We start from the raw sequence: 17,860 nt of genomic DNA, 5'->3' as shown, positions 1-17,860 counted from the left end.
TCACGAGGCATCGGGGAGCCTCCCGACGAGAGAGCCGAGGTCGTCGAGCCAGTCGTCCGCCGTGCGGGCCGTCCACCCCGCGTCGGCGTAGGCCTTGTCGCGGCGGAGGGCCTCCTCGTCGTCCTCGCCGTGCGGTGCGGCGAGGACGGCGATACGGATGCCGGGGTCCTGCCAGGCGAAGTCGGCCGGCCAGCCGCGTTCGCCGAGTTCGAAGCCGAAGACGGGGGCCCGCTTGCCGTGTTCGGCGAGCGCGCGGGCGAGCCGGGTGAGCGCCGAGTCCGGCTCGTCCTCCTCGAGGAGGGGAAGGATCTCCTCGTCCCAGGCGGCGTCGCGCAGCAGCCCGGCGACGGCCCGTTCGGCCATCGAGCCACCGGCCTCCGCTTCGGCGACCGCATCGGCCACGGCAGCACCGGTGCCGGTACCGGCACCGACGGGCGGCGCCTCCCGCCCCACCACCGCCCTCTCCGCCGTCGGCATGTCCCCCGGCCGGTGCACGACGATGAGCGAGTCGAGTTCGCCGACGCCGCCGGTGACGGCCAGCACGTCGACCGGGAAGGCGGGCGCACGGCTGCCGGCCAGCTGGACACCGTCCCCGCCGGCGAACGCGAGGAACTGCAGCAGGTTCGACCAGTAGAGCCAGGCCCGCCAGCGCAGCTTGTGCGCGTCGGTGCCCAGGACCTCGTCACGGTCGTCGAGCACGGCGAGCGCGCTCCACCGCACCGCCTCCGGCTCTTCGCCGTCGCTCGCGTCGACGGCGAAGAGGAGAGGGAGACCGTACGCGTCGGTTGCCCGGAGCACCAGGACGGCCCCGTCGCCCGTGACCGGCTTCTCGGACGACGGCTCTCGGCCCGCGCCGTACGCCTCGAGCGCCGACCTCAGCGCCTGCCGCGCCTGAGTGCGGTCCGCCTGCATCGCCAGGGCGGCGGGCTCGGCCATGAGGCCGGCCACCAGGGCCCTGGCACGGCGCCCCCACCGCTCCTTGGCCGGGTCGCGCAAGTAGGCGAGGAGCGCCTCGACGGGGTTGGCGAACATGGCCTGCGCGAAGTCGGCGCGCGCGCCGCCCATCCCCTCGTACCAGTCCTTGGCCGCGTCCTGCGCGCTGCGCGGGTACGGCGGCCAGACCGGCTCGGCCCTCGCCGCCTCGCCCTTCTCGAACAGTTCGAGATCATCCCAGGTGAGCTGGAAGACGACGTGGTTCCTGTCCCGCAGCCGGTTGCGCTTGTCGCAGTCCGCGGCGATGCGGTTGTACGCGCGGGTGGCGTGGTAGCGGTGGCCGTCGAGGTAGACGGTGACGTACTCCTTGGGGCCGTCCGTGGACTCGAAGGTGAAGTCGGTCCGGGTGTACTCCATGTCCCGCTGCGCGGTGAGCCGCCAGTTGGTGCCCTGGCCGAAGCGCAGGTAGCCGCTGGCCGTGCTGCTCTCCTCCAGGACGGCGTCCCGCTCCTGGCCGGTCCAGGTGCGCAGGGCGGCCAGGAACCGGGCCTCCAGGTCGGACTCGACCTGCTTGTCCAGGCCGATCAGGTCCGTACTGGGCAGCTGGGCGACTTTCCACAGGTCGACGGGCCGCCCGTCCGCGTCGAGCACCGGCTCGCCGTCCTGGTCGACCGGCCCTAGCAGGTCGTTGATGATGCCCAGGGCCTCGAGGCGGGAGACGGTGTCCTGGTGCCGCTCCTCGGTGTAGCGGTGCAGGCAGCGGTGGCAGGCGACTCGCCCCTCGTCGCGGCACGGGCACGTCAGCAGCGCCCGTCGCGCGTCGGCGAGCGCCGCCCGGAAGTGGGCCGGGTCGGTGAGCCGGTGCAGGTAGCCGGTGCCGCCCGGCAGACGGTCGAAGAGCACCAGGAAGTGCCGCGTCTCACCGGTGCCGTGGTCGGGCATGCGCGCCAGGGTCGAGTCCAGGTGCTGCGGGTCACCGCCGAAGTGCTGGTCGACGCCCAGCCGCAGCGCGGCCCGGAAGGAGTGGATCTTCTCGTCGACCAGGACGGTGGCGGCGGGCAGCAGCACCCGCAGCGCCTCAGTGTGCAGCTGGTGCGCCAGCAGCACCGGTTCCTGCGCCACCTCCTGCGGGTTCTTCCCTCGGCGCAGCGGGCACCACGGCTGGTGGTGCTTCAGCTTCGGATTGCGCGCCGCCGCGGAGTCCAGGGCGTCGGTGTCGTGGTCGAAGACGGGCCGCCCGTCGGCGGTCGCCGCGCCGCAGCCCGTGCACACGTGGAACGGCGCCATCCGCACGCTGTGCCCGGCGAAATCGTCCTCCGCCTTCGCGTCGAACCGCATCGGGCCGACGTTCACCCGCCGGACGACGGCCGTACGGCAGAAGTCGACGCCGAACGTCTGCGTCTCGTGCCGCCAGGAGGTCTTCGGCTCGATGTCCTCCTTCGCGATGTCGACCGCGTCGATCACCGTGTAGTACCGCTGCTCCCGGTCGTCCTTGTCGTCGCTGATCCGGGCGTCCTCGCGTTTGTCCCGGGAGGTGACGACGGCGGGCTCGACGACCTTGTGCAGGCAGGAGCCGTCGTCCGCGATCCGGGCACTGCCACAGCGCGGGCACGGCGAGCGGTCGGCCTCGGCGTTCTCCGTGCGCACGTATCCGCACTCCTGGCAGAACCGCCACAGCCGCCAGTCGGGATCGGTGGCGGTCCCGATCTCCAGGCCGGTGACCTGGTGCTTGTAGCCGTTGACGTAGAACGTGTTGCCCGGCGCGAACTCGGACAGCGCGTAGCGGCGGGGCCGCTCATAGGCGCGCGGCTTGGACTTGTACGTCTCCCGGCCGGTCTTCTCGTCGACGCCCTCCGGCCAGTAGAGCGTGGCGTTCAGCGTGGTCACCGCGTCGATGAGCGCGTAGTTCGGCAGCAGTCCGAGGTCGCACAGGGCCTGCTGGGCGGTGGTGAGCCCGAGGGACAGCAACCGTTTGCCGACCGACCGGTGCTCGGCGTCCAGCTCGGCCTTCTGCCGGGCCTGCTCGTCGTCGCTGTCGTGCAGTTCCTCGCGCGCCTCGCCGATCAGCTTCAGCCGGCGGCGCAGCACCTCCTCGCCGCGCCGCCACTGGCGTTCGGCCTCCTCCGCCGCGCTGCGCAGCCCGCGGGTGGCGTACGCGCGCAGTTCGGCCCGGGACCGGTCGCTCACCCCTGCGGGGAACAGGTCCAGGAAACCGTCGACCAGCTGATCGGCGTGGGCGAGGGCTGCCTCGACCAGGTCGGCGAGGTAGCCGGAGGGGCCGAACAGCTCGGGGGCCCTGGCCGGTATCGCGGCCAGGGGCTTGCCGTCGGGGCGCGGCAGGCGCCCGCGCGCGGCCAGGTCCAGCAGATGGGCCAGGTACTGGCGGCGCAGGATCTCGATCGCCGACAGGTGGCTGCCCGGCGGCACGATCCGCCCGGCGATCATCTCGCGCGGCTGGTCCAGGAAGTACAGGTCGCGGCGGCTGCGGTCGGGGATCGTCAGCAGGAACGCGTTGCCGGTGCGCCGGCCGGCCCGCCCCACCTGCTGGGCGTAGTTGGCGGGGTGGCGCGGCAGCGCGGCCAGCACGACGGCGGACAGGTCGCCGATGTCGATGCCCATCTCCAGGGTGGGCGTGCACGACAGCACGTTGGGGTCCTTGAACCCTGTGCCGTGCTTGAACGCCGCCTCGACCCGTTCCCGCTCCGGCCGGGTGAGCATCCCGGTGTGCTCGGCGGTGACGACCTGGTAGGTGCCCGCCTTGCGGTACAGCCGCCGGTAGTAGTCGTCCCGGTAGTTGCGGTCCCGGTGGTGCACGCCCAGCTCCTCCGGGCGGTTCCCGGCGACCAGCCGGCCCCGGCGGCAGCGGTACGACGGGCACGGCTGCCCGTGCCACTGGTCCAGAAGCTCCGGGTGGACCGTCTGCTCCCAGAAGCAGACCGTACAGCGCACGAAGGCCTCATTGACGATGTCGTCGGAAAGGAGCCGCACGTCGACCGCGCCCGGCTGCAGCCCGTACACCCGCAGGCTGCCGTCGGCCGGGGTGCGCACCGACAGCAGGCCCGCCGAGACCAGCTCGGGCAGCAGCCTGTTCCAGAAGCCGGCCGTCTGCTCGCGTGGCAGGTCGAGGCAGCGCTGCGCCCAGCGTTCGTACCAGGACAGCCGGCCCGTCGCGAAGTCGAACTCGCTGTTGGTCTTGGGCTGGTCCAGGAGGAACACCGGGGCCGCGACACCGCGGGGGAAGGCGCGCATGCCCACCGGCCGCTTGCCCCAGATGAAGTAGCGGCTGGTCCCGGCCTCCCTCAGATAGCCGTCCAGCCACTTGTGGCCGATCGCGCCCCTGGTGCGCAGCCGCTCCAGGAGGATGCGCAGGAACGCGAGGTAGCGGGCGTCGTCCTGCTCGACGGGCGGCAGTCCGCCGTGCCGTCCCTCCTCCGCCAGATGCGCGCCTTTCACGAGCGCGACCGCCGCACGCGTGTCCGCGATGCGCACCTGGGCCGCCGCCGTCCGGGTCAGCTCCAGGGTGCGGCCGTTGCGGGAGCGGAACCCGAACTCCATCAGCGCCTCGAACGCGAAACGCTCACCGATCAGGTTCCACGTCGGGCGGTCGCCGCCGCGTCCCTGGCCGGACAGCAGCCGCTGGACGCCCCGGATGTCGTGCAGGTCGGTGGGGACGACCGCGGCGAGCGTCCTGCGGTCGGTGGTGGCCGCGACGACGTCCGCGATCAGGTCGTTGAGCGCGGTCGGACGCTCCTCCGACAGGTGCTTCTTGAACAGGGCGCGCAGGGAGAAGGTGTACGAGCGGGAGGCGACGAACCCGGCCCGGTGCGCGGCGTCCTGCACCGAGTCGTTGAACATCAGCGTCTTGTCCTCGCCCTGCTTCTCGTCCAGCTCACCTCCCGTGAACAGCTGGGTCACCGAGGCTGCGGCGAGCGCCGCCGCACCCGTGCCGAGGAAGCGGATCGCGTTGCGCGAGCCGCACGCCGGGCACCAGTCCTCCTCGGCCGCCGTGTTCGCCGTCTCGCCCAGGTTGACCAGCACGAAGGCCGAGTCACCGGTGGCCGGGCGCGGCTGTCCGTCCCCGGGCGCGTAGTCCCTGACGGGGTCGGGCAGCCGCAGCGTCCGGTTCGGTCCGTCCAGCACGCGCAGCTGCCCGCCCCGGCCGGCGGAGAGCGCGGAGACGGCCCGCCCGCCGTCCGTCCCGCGGCCGGCCGACGCCATCGGAGCGGCACCGGAGCCCTCGCGGGCCTCGGCGTCCGTCGCCGCGATCAGGTTGCGCACCCGCATCTTGTCCTGGCTGACCGAGGCCCGCCGGATCTTGTGCGAGTCGACCTGGACGTGGGTGTCGTCCGTCTCCGGGGAGAACACCGCCCAGCCCGAACGGCCGCAGTCACGGCAGTAGACGGCGGGCAGGAACAGGTTCGCGGTCTGGCCGGCCGTCGCCGTGGTGACCGGCGCCGTCCGGGCGTGCTGCTCGCTTGGCCGGTCCGCCGCGCCGGCCGCGTCCCACTGGAACTCCGCCTTCGGCCACGGCAGCACCCCGCGTACGAGGCGGGAGACCGAGCGGGCCCACTGGTGCACCTCGATCTGCACCAGGGGCCGCGGCCGCTTTGGCGTGGACTCCGGGTCGCGGGCGACGGCCAGCAGTGCGACGAACCGGGCGAGGGCGGAGGCGGCGACCTCTGGCCGCTCGGTGATCGTCTTGCCCCACGACCGCGCACCCCTGCGCCACATCAGGTCGAGCACTTCACCGGTGGTGCGGACCTCGCCGTCCAGCGCCTGCATGACGGCTGAGGTGAGCGTCTGCCGCTTCAGGTTCCGGCCGAGCAGGAACGGGTCCGGGTCGCGGGTGCCGGTCACCGTCTCGACGAGATCGGCGAACTCGGTCTTCCCGAGGGACGGGTCGGGCAGCAGCGCCAGCTCGTCGGGGGAGGGGTCCGGCAGCGCCGGGTCGAAATCGTCCGGGGGAATGAACTCGTCGACGCTCTGCCGGTCCTCACCGATGATCGCGTCCTCGGTGAACACGGTCCCGAAGACCTGGGTGGCGACGTCGAGGAGCTGACGCACGCCGTCGCCGTCCGTGCCGGACGCGAGCGTCGCGGACGTGGCGACCGGGCAGATCCTCCCCAGCGGATTCCCCGGCTCCGACGCCCCTACGGCGGCGGCCAGGCGCCGCAGCAGCATCGCCACGTCGGTGCCCTGGGCGCCGTCGTAGGTGTGGAACTCGTCCACGACGACATACCGGATGTCCGCGCCGTTCCACAGCGCCGCGTCCTGGGAGCGCTGGAGCAGCAGGTCCAGCATCTTGTAGTTCGTGATCAGGATGTCCGGCGGCGACACCCACATGTCGGAACGGCGGGTGTACACCCGGTCGTACGTCGTCTCCGCACGGTCGCCGATGTACAGGCCGGCGCGGAGCTTGCCGAGGTCGGCGTCGTGCGCGCACAGCAGGTCGTTGATGCGCTGCGCCTGGTCGGTGGCGAGGGCGTTCATCGGGTACAGGAACACGGCCTTGACGCCGTTGTGGCCCGCGTCGCGCTCGCGGGCGCAGTGGTCCAGGACCGGGTAGAGGAACGACTCCGTCTTGCCGGAGCCGGTGCCCGTCGTGACGAGCGTCGGCCGCGGGGTGCGGCCGCCGGCCGACGACAGCCGCTCGAACGCCCTGGCCTGGTGGGCGTACGGGGTCCAGTCGTCCGTCCGCCGCCAGTCCAGCAGCTCCTTCCAGGAGTCGCCGGCCCGCGTGAACGGCGTCCGTATCCGCAGGAACGGCCCCCGGAACATCCCGGACGTCTCGTCCCCCAGGAACCGGTGCAGCGACTCCCGGGCGCCCTCGTCGGTCAGCGCGTACGTCGTCGACAGGTACTGCAGCAGGCTCTCCTTGAGCCCCTGCGCCTCGAGCGTCGGCCTCACTGGCTGGGAACCTCCTGCTTCACCGGGTCCCACTCACCTCGGGCGACGGCCTCGTCCAGCCGCTTCTGGAAGTAGGCGTGCGCCTCGCGCATCTCCTTCTCCCGCTCGGCTTTGTAGAAGGGGGCGGTGTAGCCGTCTGGGACGGGGGTGTTGTCGGGGGCGGCGAGGTAGGCCTGGAACTGGCCCCAGGTCTCCTTGGTCTGCCGCTGCCCGATCGTGCGGGCGTTCCCGGCGAGCTTCCATCCCTCGGCGTCGAACCAGGTCACCGCCTCGTACTTCTGCAGCACGGGGAAGCGGCCCCGGTAGGCGGCGATGAGCGCGTCGGCGTCCATACCGAGCCAGACGGCCACGAGGGCGTCGATCTCTACGAGGGCGGAGCGGCGGGCGCGCTCGGTACGGAGGGGGGTGTCGCGGTGCCATTCCGGGGTGACGTCGTGCAGGGGCTGCAGACCGGGCCAGGGGAGGGCCCAGGGTTCGTAGGCGGACCAGGTGGGGTCATAGAGGTCTCGCCAGAGGTCGGCGTAGGCGGTGGTTAGGCAGTTCAGGCGTAGGGTGCGCAGCAGTAGAGCGGATGCGAGCGGGTGATGACCGTCGGACGGAGCCGGGGTGGCCTTAGCGCTCCGGCCAAGAAGGTCGCCGCGACCGGTGACCCGCAAGAAGTAGTCAAGAGGGAGCGATGCCCAGAATCCCGCCACCAGCACTGTGTGGCGGTTGTCGGGCATTGCCAGGCTGTTCATTGCATGAATGTGAGTGGCCCCAGGTGGGATCATTGCTGCGTACAGTGCGCGCTCGGTGTCCGGTGCAATCTGGCGACGCCAAATTAGTCGGTAGAATGTGGCGTATCGTCGTCGTGATCGTTCAATGAGTAGCGCATCAACCTTGTCGGGATCTGCTTTATCGTGGGGCACGCAGTCAGCGTGTGCGACCTGCTGACGTGCGCGGTGAATTTCCTTCTCGTCTGAGCGTAGTCTTTCAAGGACCGCGTGGTCGATCCAGCGATCCTGTGCCTTGAGATATGCCTGACTTCGCCTCTTCGCTCGCACATACTCCGTGTCGGGCACGAAGCTAGAGGGAAGGGTTACCAAGTCAGCCCCAAATGGGTCGTTGCTGCTGGCGTCGTGACGCTTGAAGATGGGAGTGGCGACGCTAATCTGCGGGCCCTTCAGGATCACATGGCGCCAGCGATCCGGTTGATATTCCAGACCAGTGGAATCATCTGGGCGGTTGTAGTCGATCAGATTGTCTTTTTTAGCTCCACTCTCGTCGTAACCGCGAGTCATCTGCGGCATAAGCCCACGCAACCGCAGTGGATAGTCCGCCAGGGCGCTGATGGCACTGGCTTCTGCTGTACTCACAGGAAATAGCAATCGAGCCCGCTCGACCGGTTCATCCTCTTCGTCCAGTAGGTGCTGCCAGACAGCAAGCAGATCTGTATCAACGTGGATAACCCGCGACCGGTGCGGTCGCTCGTCGAACTCGGCATTACGGTATCGAATGCCAGGCACCTCGCCACTGCCGTCATGCGCGGCAGAAAAACGCAGGGCGTCAGCCGACACCAGCCAGGACAGGTGGTCAAAGCCGATCTCCTGCTGACGGCCATATACGTGCACACCGAAGTGCGTGGTATGTCCGACAGGCTTGGGGAAGAACCTCCAGACTGCGTTGACAAAGTCGCCGTGAATGCGAAGTCGCCGGTACGCGGCTTCTCTCAGCGCACCTTCCTTGTCGCCGGTGAAGTGACTGTCGGGGTGAATCAGCCCCGTCGTTCCCCACGCCGACGCGTGGTCCCACACCTGGCACATGAAGGCTCGATACAGGTCCGGCTGTGTGCCGGTTAGCAGGGGGTAGAGCTGCGACGCCCCGAAAACCGCGACCTGCCCGGTGACACTGGTCAGCTCATCCAGCACGTACTGACGTGCCTTCGGCACTCGCAGAAGCTCCCCCCGCCGCTCCTCCTTCTCCGCCGTCGACGCCCGCTCAGTAAGTTCGAACCACGGCTCGTGCTCCGCCAGCACCGAACCCTCGTTCCACCGAGGCCGCACCCACGGCGGGTTACCCACTTGCAAGTCGAACCCGCCACCCTGCGCGAAGACCAACGCGAAGTCCAACTCCCAGTGCAGGAAACCCTGCTCCTCGGCGATGTTGGTGACCGTGTGCATCCAGGGGAAGCGGGTCTCCGGGTCGGCGAGGTCCATCCCCATCAGGTGGGGGAGGTTCTTCTCGAAGTCCTTGAGCGCGTCCAGGTTGTCGAACTCGGTGACCAGGTTTTGCTCGTCGGGGTCGACGGTGCCGAGGAGGGCCTCGAGGAAGTCCAGCCAGTCGTCCAGCTCGACCAGCGGAATGGTGTCCCGCCACGTCCGCTGCTTGGACTGCTTCGGCGCACCGCGCCTGGACTGGCCACTCGCCTCCACCGCCTGCAGGGCGATGAGCGGCTCGTCCTCCGTCGTCGCGGACACCAGCGTCTCCTGCGTCGGCCCCGACGCGAACAGCATGGTCTGCTCGGTGAAGCGCGGCTCCGGGACCGCCGCCGTCGAGCCCCCGCTGCCCTCACCGGGCCCCGTCGCGTCCCCGCCGATCAGCGGCACCCCCAGCAGACCACCGAGCGCGTCGGCGGAGGCCACCGCCGGCACCGTGGCGTCGTAGGCCCCGTCCGTACCGTCGAGCAGGGACGCCTTGTCCGCCGGCCAGAACCACAACGCGCACCACGCGTCCATGACCTTCTTCAGGCGCCAGTACGGCGTCTCGGTGGCCTCAAACAGGTCAGCCATGACCTGCTCCTTCGGCACCGCGCCCGCCGCCGTGCGCAGGAAGTCGTACTCGGGGTCGCCCGGCTCGGCGCCCCACACGTCGATCTTGCGGGCGATCGCTGCCTCGGAGAGCCGCATGCGCTTGATGACGAGTGACCACAGGAACTCCGCCCGCTTGGCAGCGTCCCGCAACCGCGTGAACTGGGAGGAGGCCTCACGCCTCGGCCTGCCCGCCTTGTCGAGCTTGGGCGTGCCGTCCTTGTTCAGGTGTGCGGTGCTGCGCTTGGGCCGCTGGAGGATGCCCTTCTTCCAGGCGGCCAGGCGCGCCACCTCGTTCTTGGCGAGTTCCTTGGCCTCCTTGGAGCCGGTCACGGCCGCCCACCCGGGGCTCGGCAGCAGGAACTGGTGGACGGCGTCGGCGGGCAGCGGCTGCGGCTCGCCGTCCTTGAGGAACGGCAGCGGTGTCGGAGCGAGCGTGTTCTTCGCCGCGAGCCAGGCCTTCGCCGGGGAGACGACGTCCTCGCCCGCGTACGCCGCCCGCCGCCCGCCGATCAGCGAGTTGCCGCGCCGTAGGTGCAGCCCGAACCACGGTGCCCGCATGCCCGGGTGCATGGTGTTGAGCCAGAGGGAGACTTCTGCCAGCTCCACGCCCGTGGCGTTGAGGTCGACGCCGTACGCGTTGTGCAGCGCGACGTACGCCTTGACCTTCTGCTTCTCCGTCAGCGCGGACGAGGCAGGCAGGGAGACGCCCAGTTCGTCCTGGCGGCGGCGCAGGTACTCCTCGGCGACCTGGTTGATCGCCTCGTTGAGGAACGCGCCGGAGCCCAGCGCGGGCTCGCAGATCTTGTACTTCAGCAGCTCGGACGCCCGCGTCCGGACGACCTCGCCGTTCTCGTCGCGCTCCTGGTCGAGGAGGTGCTTGAGCGCCAGTTCGACGGTCACCTTGGTCAGGGACTCGGGGGTGTAGTACGAGGCGGAGGTCTCGCGGTCGCGGCCGGCCAGCCGGTAGACGAACTCGCCCACCTTGTACTTCTTCGGCCCGCGCAGGCCCTTCACCGCGTCGTGCTCGTCGTACTCGACCCAGGTCTTCTCCGGGTACTCCTTCAGCCGGTGGGCGGGCACCAGCCAGGAGCCCTTCTCCGGGTCACCGCCCTTGGCGACCTCGCACAGCTCCTCCTCGGCGATGATGCCGGTGTACGACATCAGGCCCTCGTACACGGCGCCGAGCTGGTTGATGCCGAGGTTGCGGTAGGAGATGAAGCCGCCGCGCTCGCCGCGCCGCCTGGCCTTCTTCATGGTCAGCAGCCGCAGCACCTCGTGCAGGGCGTGGTTGCGCAGCCGCAGGTCCAGCCACTTCGGGTCGGTGTCCTCGTCGCTGCGGGGGTCGAGGACGCCCCGGCCGATGAGTCGGATGGACTTCGGCTCGAAGAGTTCGCTGCGCAGCGGCTCGAAGCGCAGGCCGCGGTCCTCGCTGCGCCGCTTGGCCTTGAGCTTGCGGGTCTCCTCGTCGTCGTCCGGCAGGTCGTCGTCGGGTTCGGTGCCGTAGGGGCGGTGGCCGTGGTTGACCTTGTTGAACAGGACGTCGAGGGAGGCGAAGAGGTGGAAGCCCTTGCGGGCCTCCTCCTCGACGAGCTGCTCGTCGCGCTCGACGAGTTCCCGCAGCCGCGCCACCGAGTACCCGGCCTCGTAGGTGCCGTCGTCGGCGGGCAGGATGCCCAGCTCCGGGCGGGCCTCGGCGTACAGCAGGAACAGGATGCGGTAGAGGTAGCGCAGCGACTCGCGGGTGAGTTCCTTGGCGAACGGCAGCTTCGGGTCCTCGATCTGACGGGGCTCGATGCCGGCCTGCTTCAGCCGGGCGAGGACCTCGTTGGCGATGATCTCGACCGAGCGCTGCAGTCCCTCGCGCAGTTCCCCGGAGACGCCGACCGCGTTGTCGCGGGAGGCTTTGACCAGGGCGTCGATGCCCGGCCCCTTGCCGTCCTCGGCGGGGGCGAGCAGCTCGTGGCTGAACAGGGCGGCGATGGTCGCCAGCTCGCCGCCCTGCTTGCGGTCGTTGCGTTCCAGCGCGGCATCCAGGTTGACGGCGAGGAAGCGGCCCTCGCCCCACACCTGGCGGTCGGCCAGGACGATCACGCCGCCGCACAGCAGCAGCACGAAGCGGGGCGGCTCCCCGCCCGGCTCGCCCAGTTCGCTCTGGAAAAGCCAGGTGGCGAGGGACTGGCCGCTCTCGTAGACCTCGCTGCCGCTCACCCGCAGGGGGTGCAGCAGCCGGCCGGGGCCGTCCGCGTCCAGGGCCGTGTCGTTGCCGGCGGCCCAGCCGCACTCGAGGGCCACGATGCCGTCGCCGTGCCAGGCCGTCGCCACGGTGTGCTCGCGCCCGGCGCGGTGGACGGTCAGCTGCCGCCGCTCGGCGGCTCCGGCGAAGCCGAGGGCCGCCAGTACCTTGTCGTGCCAGGCGCTGAGCCGCTCGCGCCAGTCACCGTCGTCGTAGGTGTTGAGTCGGGCTCCGGCGGCGGCGCTGTTCTCGTCGGCGTCGTCCTCGGCGTCCAGCTTGGCGCGCTCGGCGAAGAAGTTGCGGTACTCCTCCGAGAGGTACGTGCCGCGCAGGGCGCGCAGCATCTCCCTCGGTGTGGGACGCGGGTCCTTCTCGTCGCTCTCCCGGACCGTCCAGGTGGCGAGGAGGCCCTTCTTGAGGTCCTGGCCCAGCTGCTCGGCGAAGTAGTGGGCGGACAGGTACTCGCCGCGGTTGGAGAAGGAGTCGAAGTCGGTGCTCATCGGGTGGTCTCCCCAGCGGCGACGGCGGTGGCGGCGGTGGACAGGGGCTGCAGGACGCAGAGCAGGCGCAGCATGGGCGCCCCCGAGGTCTTCAGCGACTTGATGAGGGTCTTGCGGCGGCTGGCCGTGAGGTTCACGTCGTTGCGGTCCTTCGCCGAGCGGGCCGAGGCGAACAGCGCATCCTGCTGCCACCGCGTCACCCGCTTCTCGTACGGGGCGAGCATGTCGTCGATGCGCCGCGCGTACTCGGCCTCCTGCTCGCGCAGGTACCGTGCCGCCTCGTCGACCGCCTGGGGGACGAGCCGCTGCAGCGCCTCGCGCTCCTCCTCGGACACGGCGCGGCCGGGCATCTTCGGCCCGACACCGCACGCGGCGAGGAAGGCGGCGTCCATGCGCACGACCCGGGGCGCGCCTGGCAGTCCGACGACGGCCATCCACTCCACCACGGTGGGGCGGCCCACGGCGTTGGAGTGGATGCCCTGCACCAGACAGACCGGCCCGGACAGCTCCGCCGGCAGGCGAGGATCCAGTTTGGCCGCCGCGGCGGTGTCGGGGCGGTGGGCGAGGACGAACGCCTCGTCGTGCCGCAGGGACGCGAGCGCCTTGTCGGTCACCCAGTCCAGGACGGGATGCACGTCCGAGACGTAGCTGACGTTGGGCCACTGGGTCTTGGACGACTCGCGGGCCGCCTTCAGCCGCTTCTCCCCGAGCCCCTTGTCGAAGGTGATGCGCAGTCGTCCGGGGGCCTTGCCCGTGGGCAGGATGTGTTGCTCGGTCAGGTACGACTTGGGCAGCGCCTTGAAGCGGTACTGCAGGTCGGCCGGCGGCTCGAACGCGATCGTGCCGTCGTCCTCGTGGCGCAGCTTCAGCTCGTTGTCCGGCCCCGTCGGGCAGATCTGGCGCAGGGCCTCCTCGAAGTAGGCGGAGGTCGAGCGGAACACGCTCGGGACGGTCGCGGACGCCACGTCGTCCTGGGCCGACCGGGACCCGATGTTGCCCATCATCTTCCTGAGCAGCGACGAGGAGCCGCCGCTGGACTGCTTGATGGACTCCTCCACGGTGCGGCCGGCGAGCAGATCCCGCGTGAGGCGGTTCTCCTCCTCCTGCGCCCGGTACAGGCCGGTGACCGTCTCAGCCGAGCCGTCGATCCGGTGCGCCTCCTCCTCGCGCTTCAGGAGCTTGGCGCCGACCAGCCGGTCGTCGAGCGGCAGGGCCTCGCCGGTCTCCGGAACGCGCCGCCACTCCACGTCGCTGGTGAGTACCAGGGCGCGGAACTGCGGCTTCTCCTTCTGCCCGTAGCGGTCGATACGGCCGTTGCGCTGCTCGATACGGATCAGCGACCAGGGCAGGTCGTAGTGGATGAGCTGGTGGCACTCCTGGTGGAGGTTGACGCCCTCGGAGGCGACGTCGCCCGTGAACAGGATGCGCACCGGGTCGTCGCGCAGCCCGAACTTTTCGACGATCCGCTTCTGCTCGTCCTCGTTGGTGGCCTCGCCGTGCATCACCTGAACTGCTCCGCCGTACGCCAGCCAGGGCCGGTCCTTCTTCTCACCCGCCTCGACGGCACCGGTCTTCTGGAACCCGAGCCGGGCGGGGACGGTCTCCGCCAGCCAGGTCAGCGTGGGGATGCGCTCGGAGAAGACGACGACGCGGGTGTCCGACCCCGGGCCGACACCGATCTTCTCCAGCTGCTCGACCAGCGCGTTCAGCTTCGCCGAGTCCTCGTCGCCGATCTCGCCGGCCAGCCGCTCCAGCTCCACGATCGCCCCGCGTTCAACCTCGAGCGCGGCCTCGCGGGCGGCTGGGTCCTCGCCCTTCTTCACCTTCGCGGGCTTGGCCAGATAGCGGCGCCGCGCCTCCAGCGACTTCTGGAGCGCCTTGTGCGAGGAGAGGAAGGCCTTGAAGAAGTTGTAGGCGGCGAGCGGGTCGGCACACACCGAGGAGGCGGCCGGATCGCGCGGGATCCAGCGGGCGGCCAGTTCCTCGAACACCGCGCGCTCCTTCGCGGTGGCCTGCGCGGGGACCGGCTCGGACGGGCCGCGGTCGGCCCACACGCCTTTGAGGGAGTCGCGCACCTCCTTGTCCGTCTTGGTGCGCCGGATGTAGAGGTGGTCGAGGTCCTTCACGTCGTAGTCCGACGGGTTCGCGATCGCGGCCTCGTCCAGCATTCTGATCAGCTCGGCGAACGACCCGGCGTCGCCGTTGTGCGGAGTCGCCGAGGCGAGGATCAGCGCGTCGGTGCGGCGGGCCAGCAGACGGGCGAGATCGTTGTTCTTCGTGCCGCGGTTGACCAGGTTGTGCGACTCGTCGATCACGACGGCGTCCCACTCGGTGGAGTCCAGGTGGTGGGCGTACACGTCGCTCTTGAGCGTGTCCACGGAGATGATCGCCCGCTTGAAGTAGGCGAAGGGGTTCCGGCCCGCGGGGATGTCCTGCTGGATGCGCTGGATGCCCGTGGAGTCGAGCCTGACGAGCGGGATCGAGAACCGGGTCCACAGTTCGCGCTGGAACTGCTCCAGGACGTGCGCCGGCGTGACCACGAGGATTCGCTCGCCCCGCCCGCGCCGGATCAGCTCGGCCAGCAGGATGCCGATCTCCAGGGTCTTGCCGAGCCCCACCACGTCGGCGATGAGCAGCCGCGGCTGCGGGTTCTTCATGGAGAGGGCGAGCTCGGCCGGGCGTAGCTGGTGGGTCTGCTTGTCCATGAGGAAGCCATCGGCTAGCGCGAGCCCGTGCTCGGTCTGGGGCAGCGCTGTCTTGCGGATCACCGCCTCCAGGTAGAGGCGGGCCTTACGGTGGTTGGGGGAGCCGTCGGGGACCAGTTCGGTCTTGCGCGGGTCGAGCACCTGGATGTCGTCGAGCCGGCTGTAGAAGACGGCGTCTGTGCCCCGCACGAACGGGGAGACGCCGGTGACCTCCACCATCCAGCCGTCCCGCGCCGTGGGCGCGACCTTGCGGACGAGCCACTGCTCGTCACGGATCCGCACCTGGGCCCCCGGCGCGTAGGAGACCGCCCCGCCGTCCGGCAGCGCCACGTCACCCGACGCGTCGAGAACGATCCCGTCCTCGCTCACCGCGTCGTCGAGCACACCCTGGCCGTCACCGGCCCCCGCAACGGTGGCCACGTCCTGCTCCACTTCCCGCCCCGATCTTCCTGGACCACCGCTGTCGTGCACGGCCCGTCCGTATCAATGCTGTCTGCATCTATCACGTGCCGGTGACACCGCCCCCACGGTGTCACCGGATCCCTGGCTCAGAGGCCGGGCTGTGCGGCGTACCGGCTCCGCAGCTCCTCGGCCACCTGCAGCGACGCGGGCGGCCGCCCCGGCTTACGGGGCACGGGTACGGGCACGGGGACCTCGACCACCGGGGCGGGGGGTGCCGTGCCGTCCGCAGACGAGTCGGGCACGTTCTCGGCCCCGGCGCTCTCGGCGGCGCCTTCCGCGCCCTCCGCATCCGGTTCCGGTGCGGCCGGTGGAGGACCGTCCAGAGGGCTGTCCGGCTCGTTTTCGTCGAGTATGACCGCGTGCTCGGCGATCCGCTTCCATGCCGCCGACGATGGTTCGTTCCCGTGAGCCGGCCCCTCCTCGTCCGTCGCGGTGGCGTCGATCAGGGCGTGCCGGGCGGCCATGGGGGACAGCCCCGCCGCAGCCAGCACACTCGTGCATCCGGCCATCACCGCGTCGAGGGAGGGCCGGTCGGCCGGGTCGTGGGCCAGCATCGAGCCGATCAGCGGTTCCAGTGCCGGGGGAAGGCCGCTCAGGTCCGGAGCCTGATCGGCGTTGGCTACCTGCGCGACGATCGCCTCCCAGCGCGCCCCGTCGTAGGGGTAGTGCCCAGTGGCCGCGTACAGCAGCACTGTGCCGAGCCCGTACACGTCGGCGGACTCCTTGACCTTCGTCCGCCCCAGCGCCTGCTCGGGAGGCATACAGCGCACGGTGCCGATGATCATCCCGCTGTGGGACAGCGTGTCCTTGGCGGTGTCGAGGAACGCTCCGAGGCCGAAGTCGATCAGGATGGGGCCGTACGCCCCCAGCATGACGTTCTGCGGCTTCAGGTCCCGGTGGAGCAGCCCCACCGCGTGAACGGCCTGAAGCCCCTCGGCCAGCAGGGCGCCGAGGCTCGCCACCAGGGGAGCGGACAGCGGACCGCTCCCGTCCACGTACGACAGCAGCGTCCGGCCCGGCACGTACTCCATGGCCAGCCACGGCCGTTCCGCGTAGGGGTCGGCGTCCAGGAACCGGGCAACCCGGTTCGTGCCCACGACCGTCCTGGCGATGAGCGCTTCCTTCTCGAAGCGCGCACGAGTGACCGGGTCCAGCCGGTCCGGACGGATCAGCTTCACCGCGACCGGATCGCCGGCGGGCGAGAAGGCCAGATAGACCTCACCCATTCCCCCCGAGCCCAGCTCCCGCTCGACCGCGTACCGGCCGATCTGTCCGGGCACCCCGTTCATGAACCGTGCGCATCCTCTCGCCCGCCGCGCGTCCCCCCGAGCGGCCTCCACCGGACCTACACCCTAGTCCCACGGCTGAACCGGCGGGACCCCCGTTCCGCCCTTCAACAGGCGAAAACGTCCCCGCCGGTCGCCGGGGGAGGAGCCGGAGTTTGTTGGCCAGGTCGCAGGTCGCCCAGTCAGCCGGGCGGGCGGACGGGTCACACCGGATCCCGGCCCTGTCCCAGACCCGCGCCGAAACCGGACCACGCGTTCGTCGGTGCCGTCCGCCTCGCCGCCCGCGGGGATCCCCGTGCCCGGCTGCGTCGTCATGCCACCACCACTTTGCTGTTCGTACTGAGGACGAACCCTCGGCCCCCCTGGTCAGGTCACGACCGTACGCCCGTACATCACACCGTTCGCGCTGGGGAAGTCACCCTGCGTACTGCCCGGAGTGCTCCATACGGTAGGACGTGAAGCTCACCCTCGGTGAGGTGAATCAGGAAACCTTCACCGCACTCGGTGAAGCGACCGTCGTCACGCGTCACTTCCGTACCCTGGTCCCCACCACGCCGCTGAGCGCTGGCTCGCCGCGCAGTGGGGCCGGACGGAGGCCGCAGCCACTGACGACGACAGGCCACGGCATCCCCGTCCATCGCGGAACTGACCGCCAACGCCGCGCTGCACGGTCGGGTACAGGGCAGGGACGCACGCCTCGCCCTCACCCTGACGCCGACCGCCCTGCGCATCGAGGTCACCGATGCGCAGGGCGGCCGTCTGCCCGTACGCACGCCGGACGCCGATACCGACGGTGAGTCCGGCCGGGGCCTGCTGCTGGTCACCACCCTGGCCGACGCCTGGGGCTGCGACCCACCACCCGGGCGGCAAGACGGTGTGGGCGGAGTGCACCCGGAGAGGCGCCGGGCAGAGCGCGGCAGGAGGAAAAGGCCGCTCGGGCATTTCTGGCGCGGAGAGGACGAGAAAGAACGCTACTCGGTAGGATCTTGACGGCCTTTCAGGCATTGCAGGCGGGGAGACGAGGAACGGGGGGCAGCGGTGGATG

At 70.5% G+C, this 17,860-nt stretch carries 5 protein-coding genes; 1 reads left to right on the top strand and 4 read right to left on the bottom strand.

Translation table 11 applies throughout. The features are described 5' to 3' along the window. The 4 genes from C1708_RS33070 to C1708_RS33055 all read right to left on the bottom strand — a co-directional run bounded on the left by C1708_RS33070 (window position 1) and on the right by C1708_RS33055 (window position 16,818). Entirely contained in the window at window positions 1–6,840 is a 6,840-nt protein-coding gene (locus C1708_RS33070) for a DEAD/DEAH box helicase (protein ID WP_106416610.1), read from the bottom strand. Further along, window positions 6,837–12,362 carry a hypothetical protein gene (locus C1708_RS33065; protein WP_106416609.1) on the bottom strand — a complete coding sequence of 1,842 codons (5,526 nt, stop codon included), beginning with the start codon at window positions 12,360–12,362 and terminating at the stop codon, window positions 6,837–6,839. Before C1708_RS33065 ends, C1708_RS33070 begins: the two co-directional genes overlap by 4 nt. Beyond that, entirely contained in the window at window positions 12,359–15,487 is a 3,129-nt protein-coding gene (locus C1708_RS33060; RefSeq protein WP_241911490.1) for an SNF2-related protein, read from the bottom strand. The genes C1708_RS33065 and C1708_RS33060 overlap by 4 nt, the downstream gene beginning before the upstream one ends. 128 nt (window positions 15,488–15,615) lie before the next feature. Continuing rightward, window positions 15,616–16,818: a serine/threonine-protein kinase gene (locus C1708_RS33055; RefSeq protein WP_106416608.1), complete on the bottom strand. Its 1,203-nt coding sequence runs from the start codon at window positions 16,816–16,818 to the stop codon at window positions 15,616–15,618. A 633-nt stretch (window positions 16,819–17,451) separates the two neighbouring features. On the opposite strand from C1708_RS33055, the gene C1708_RS33050 reads away from it, so the two are divergent. Beyond that, entirely contained in the window at window positions 17,452–17,805 is a 354-nt protein-coding gene (locus C1708_RS33050) for an ATP-binding protein (protein ID WP_342210932.1), read from the top strand. Window positions 17,806–17,860: the final 55 nt, after the last annotated feature.

It is taken from the genome of Streptomyces sp. DH-12 (genome assembly GCF_002899455.1).
In the GTDB taxonomy this organism is placed as follows: Bacteria; Actinomycetota; Actinomycetes; order Streptomycetales; family Streptomycetaceae; genus Streptomyces.
Note: the sequence above shows the minus strand (reverse complement) of the source record. Positions and strands in the feature narration are given on the sequence as shown.

Bases quoted from the DNA above. Each gene is read 5' to 3' on its own strand.
- C1708_RS33065 (WP_106416609.1), bottom strand. From the start codon at position 12,362: ATGAGCACCGACTTCGACTCCTTCTCCAACCGCGGCGAGTACCTGTCC.
- C1708_RS33055 (WP_106416608.1), bottom strand. From the start codon at position 16,818: ATGAACGGGGTGCCCGGACAGATCGGCCGGTACGCGGTCGAGCGGGAG.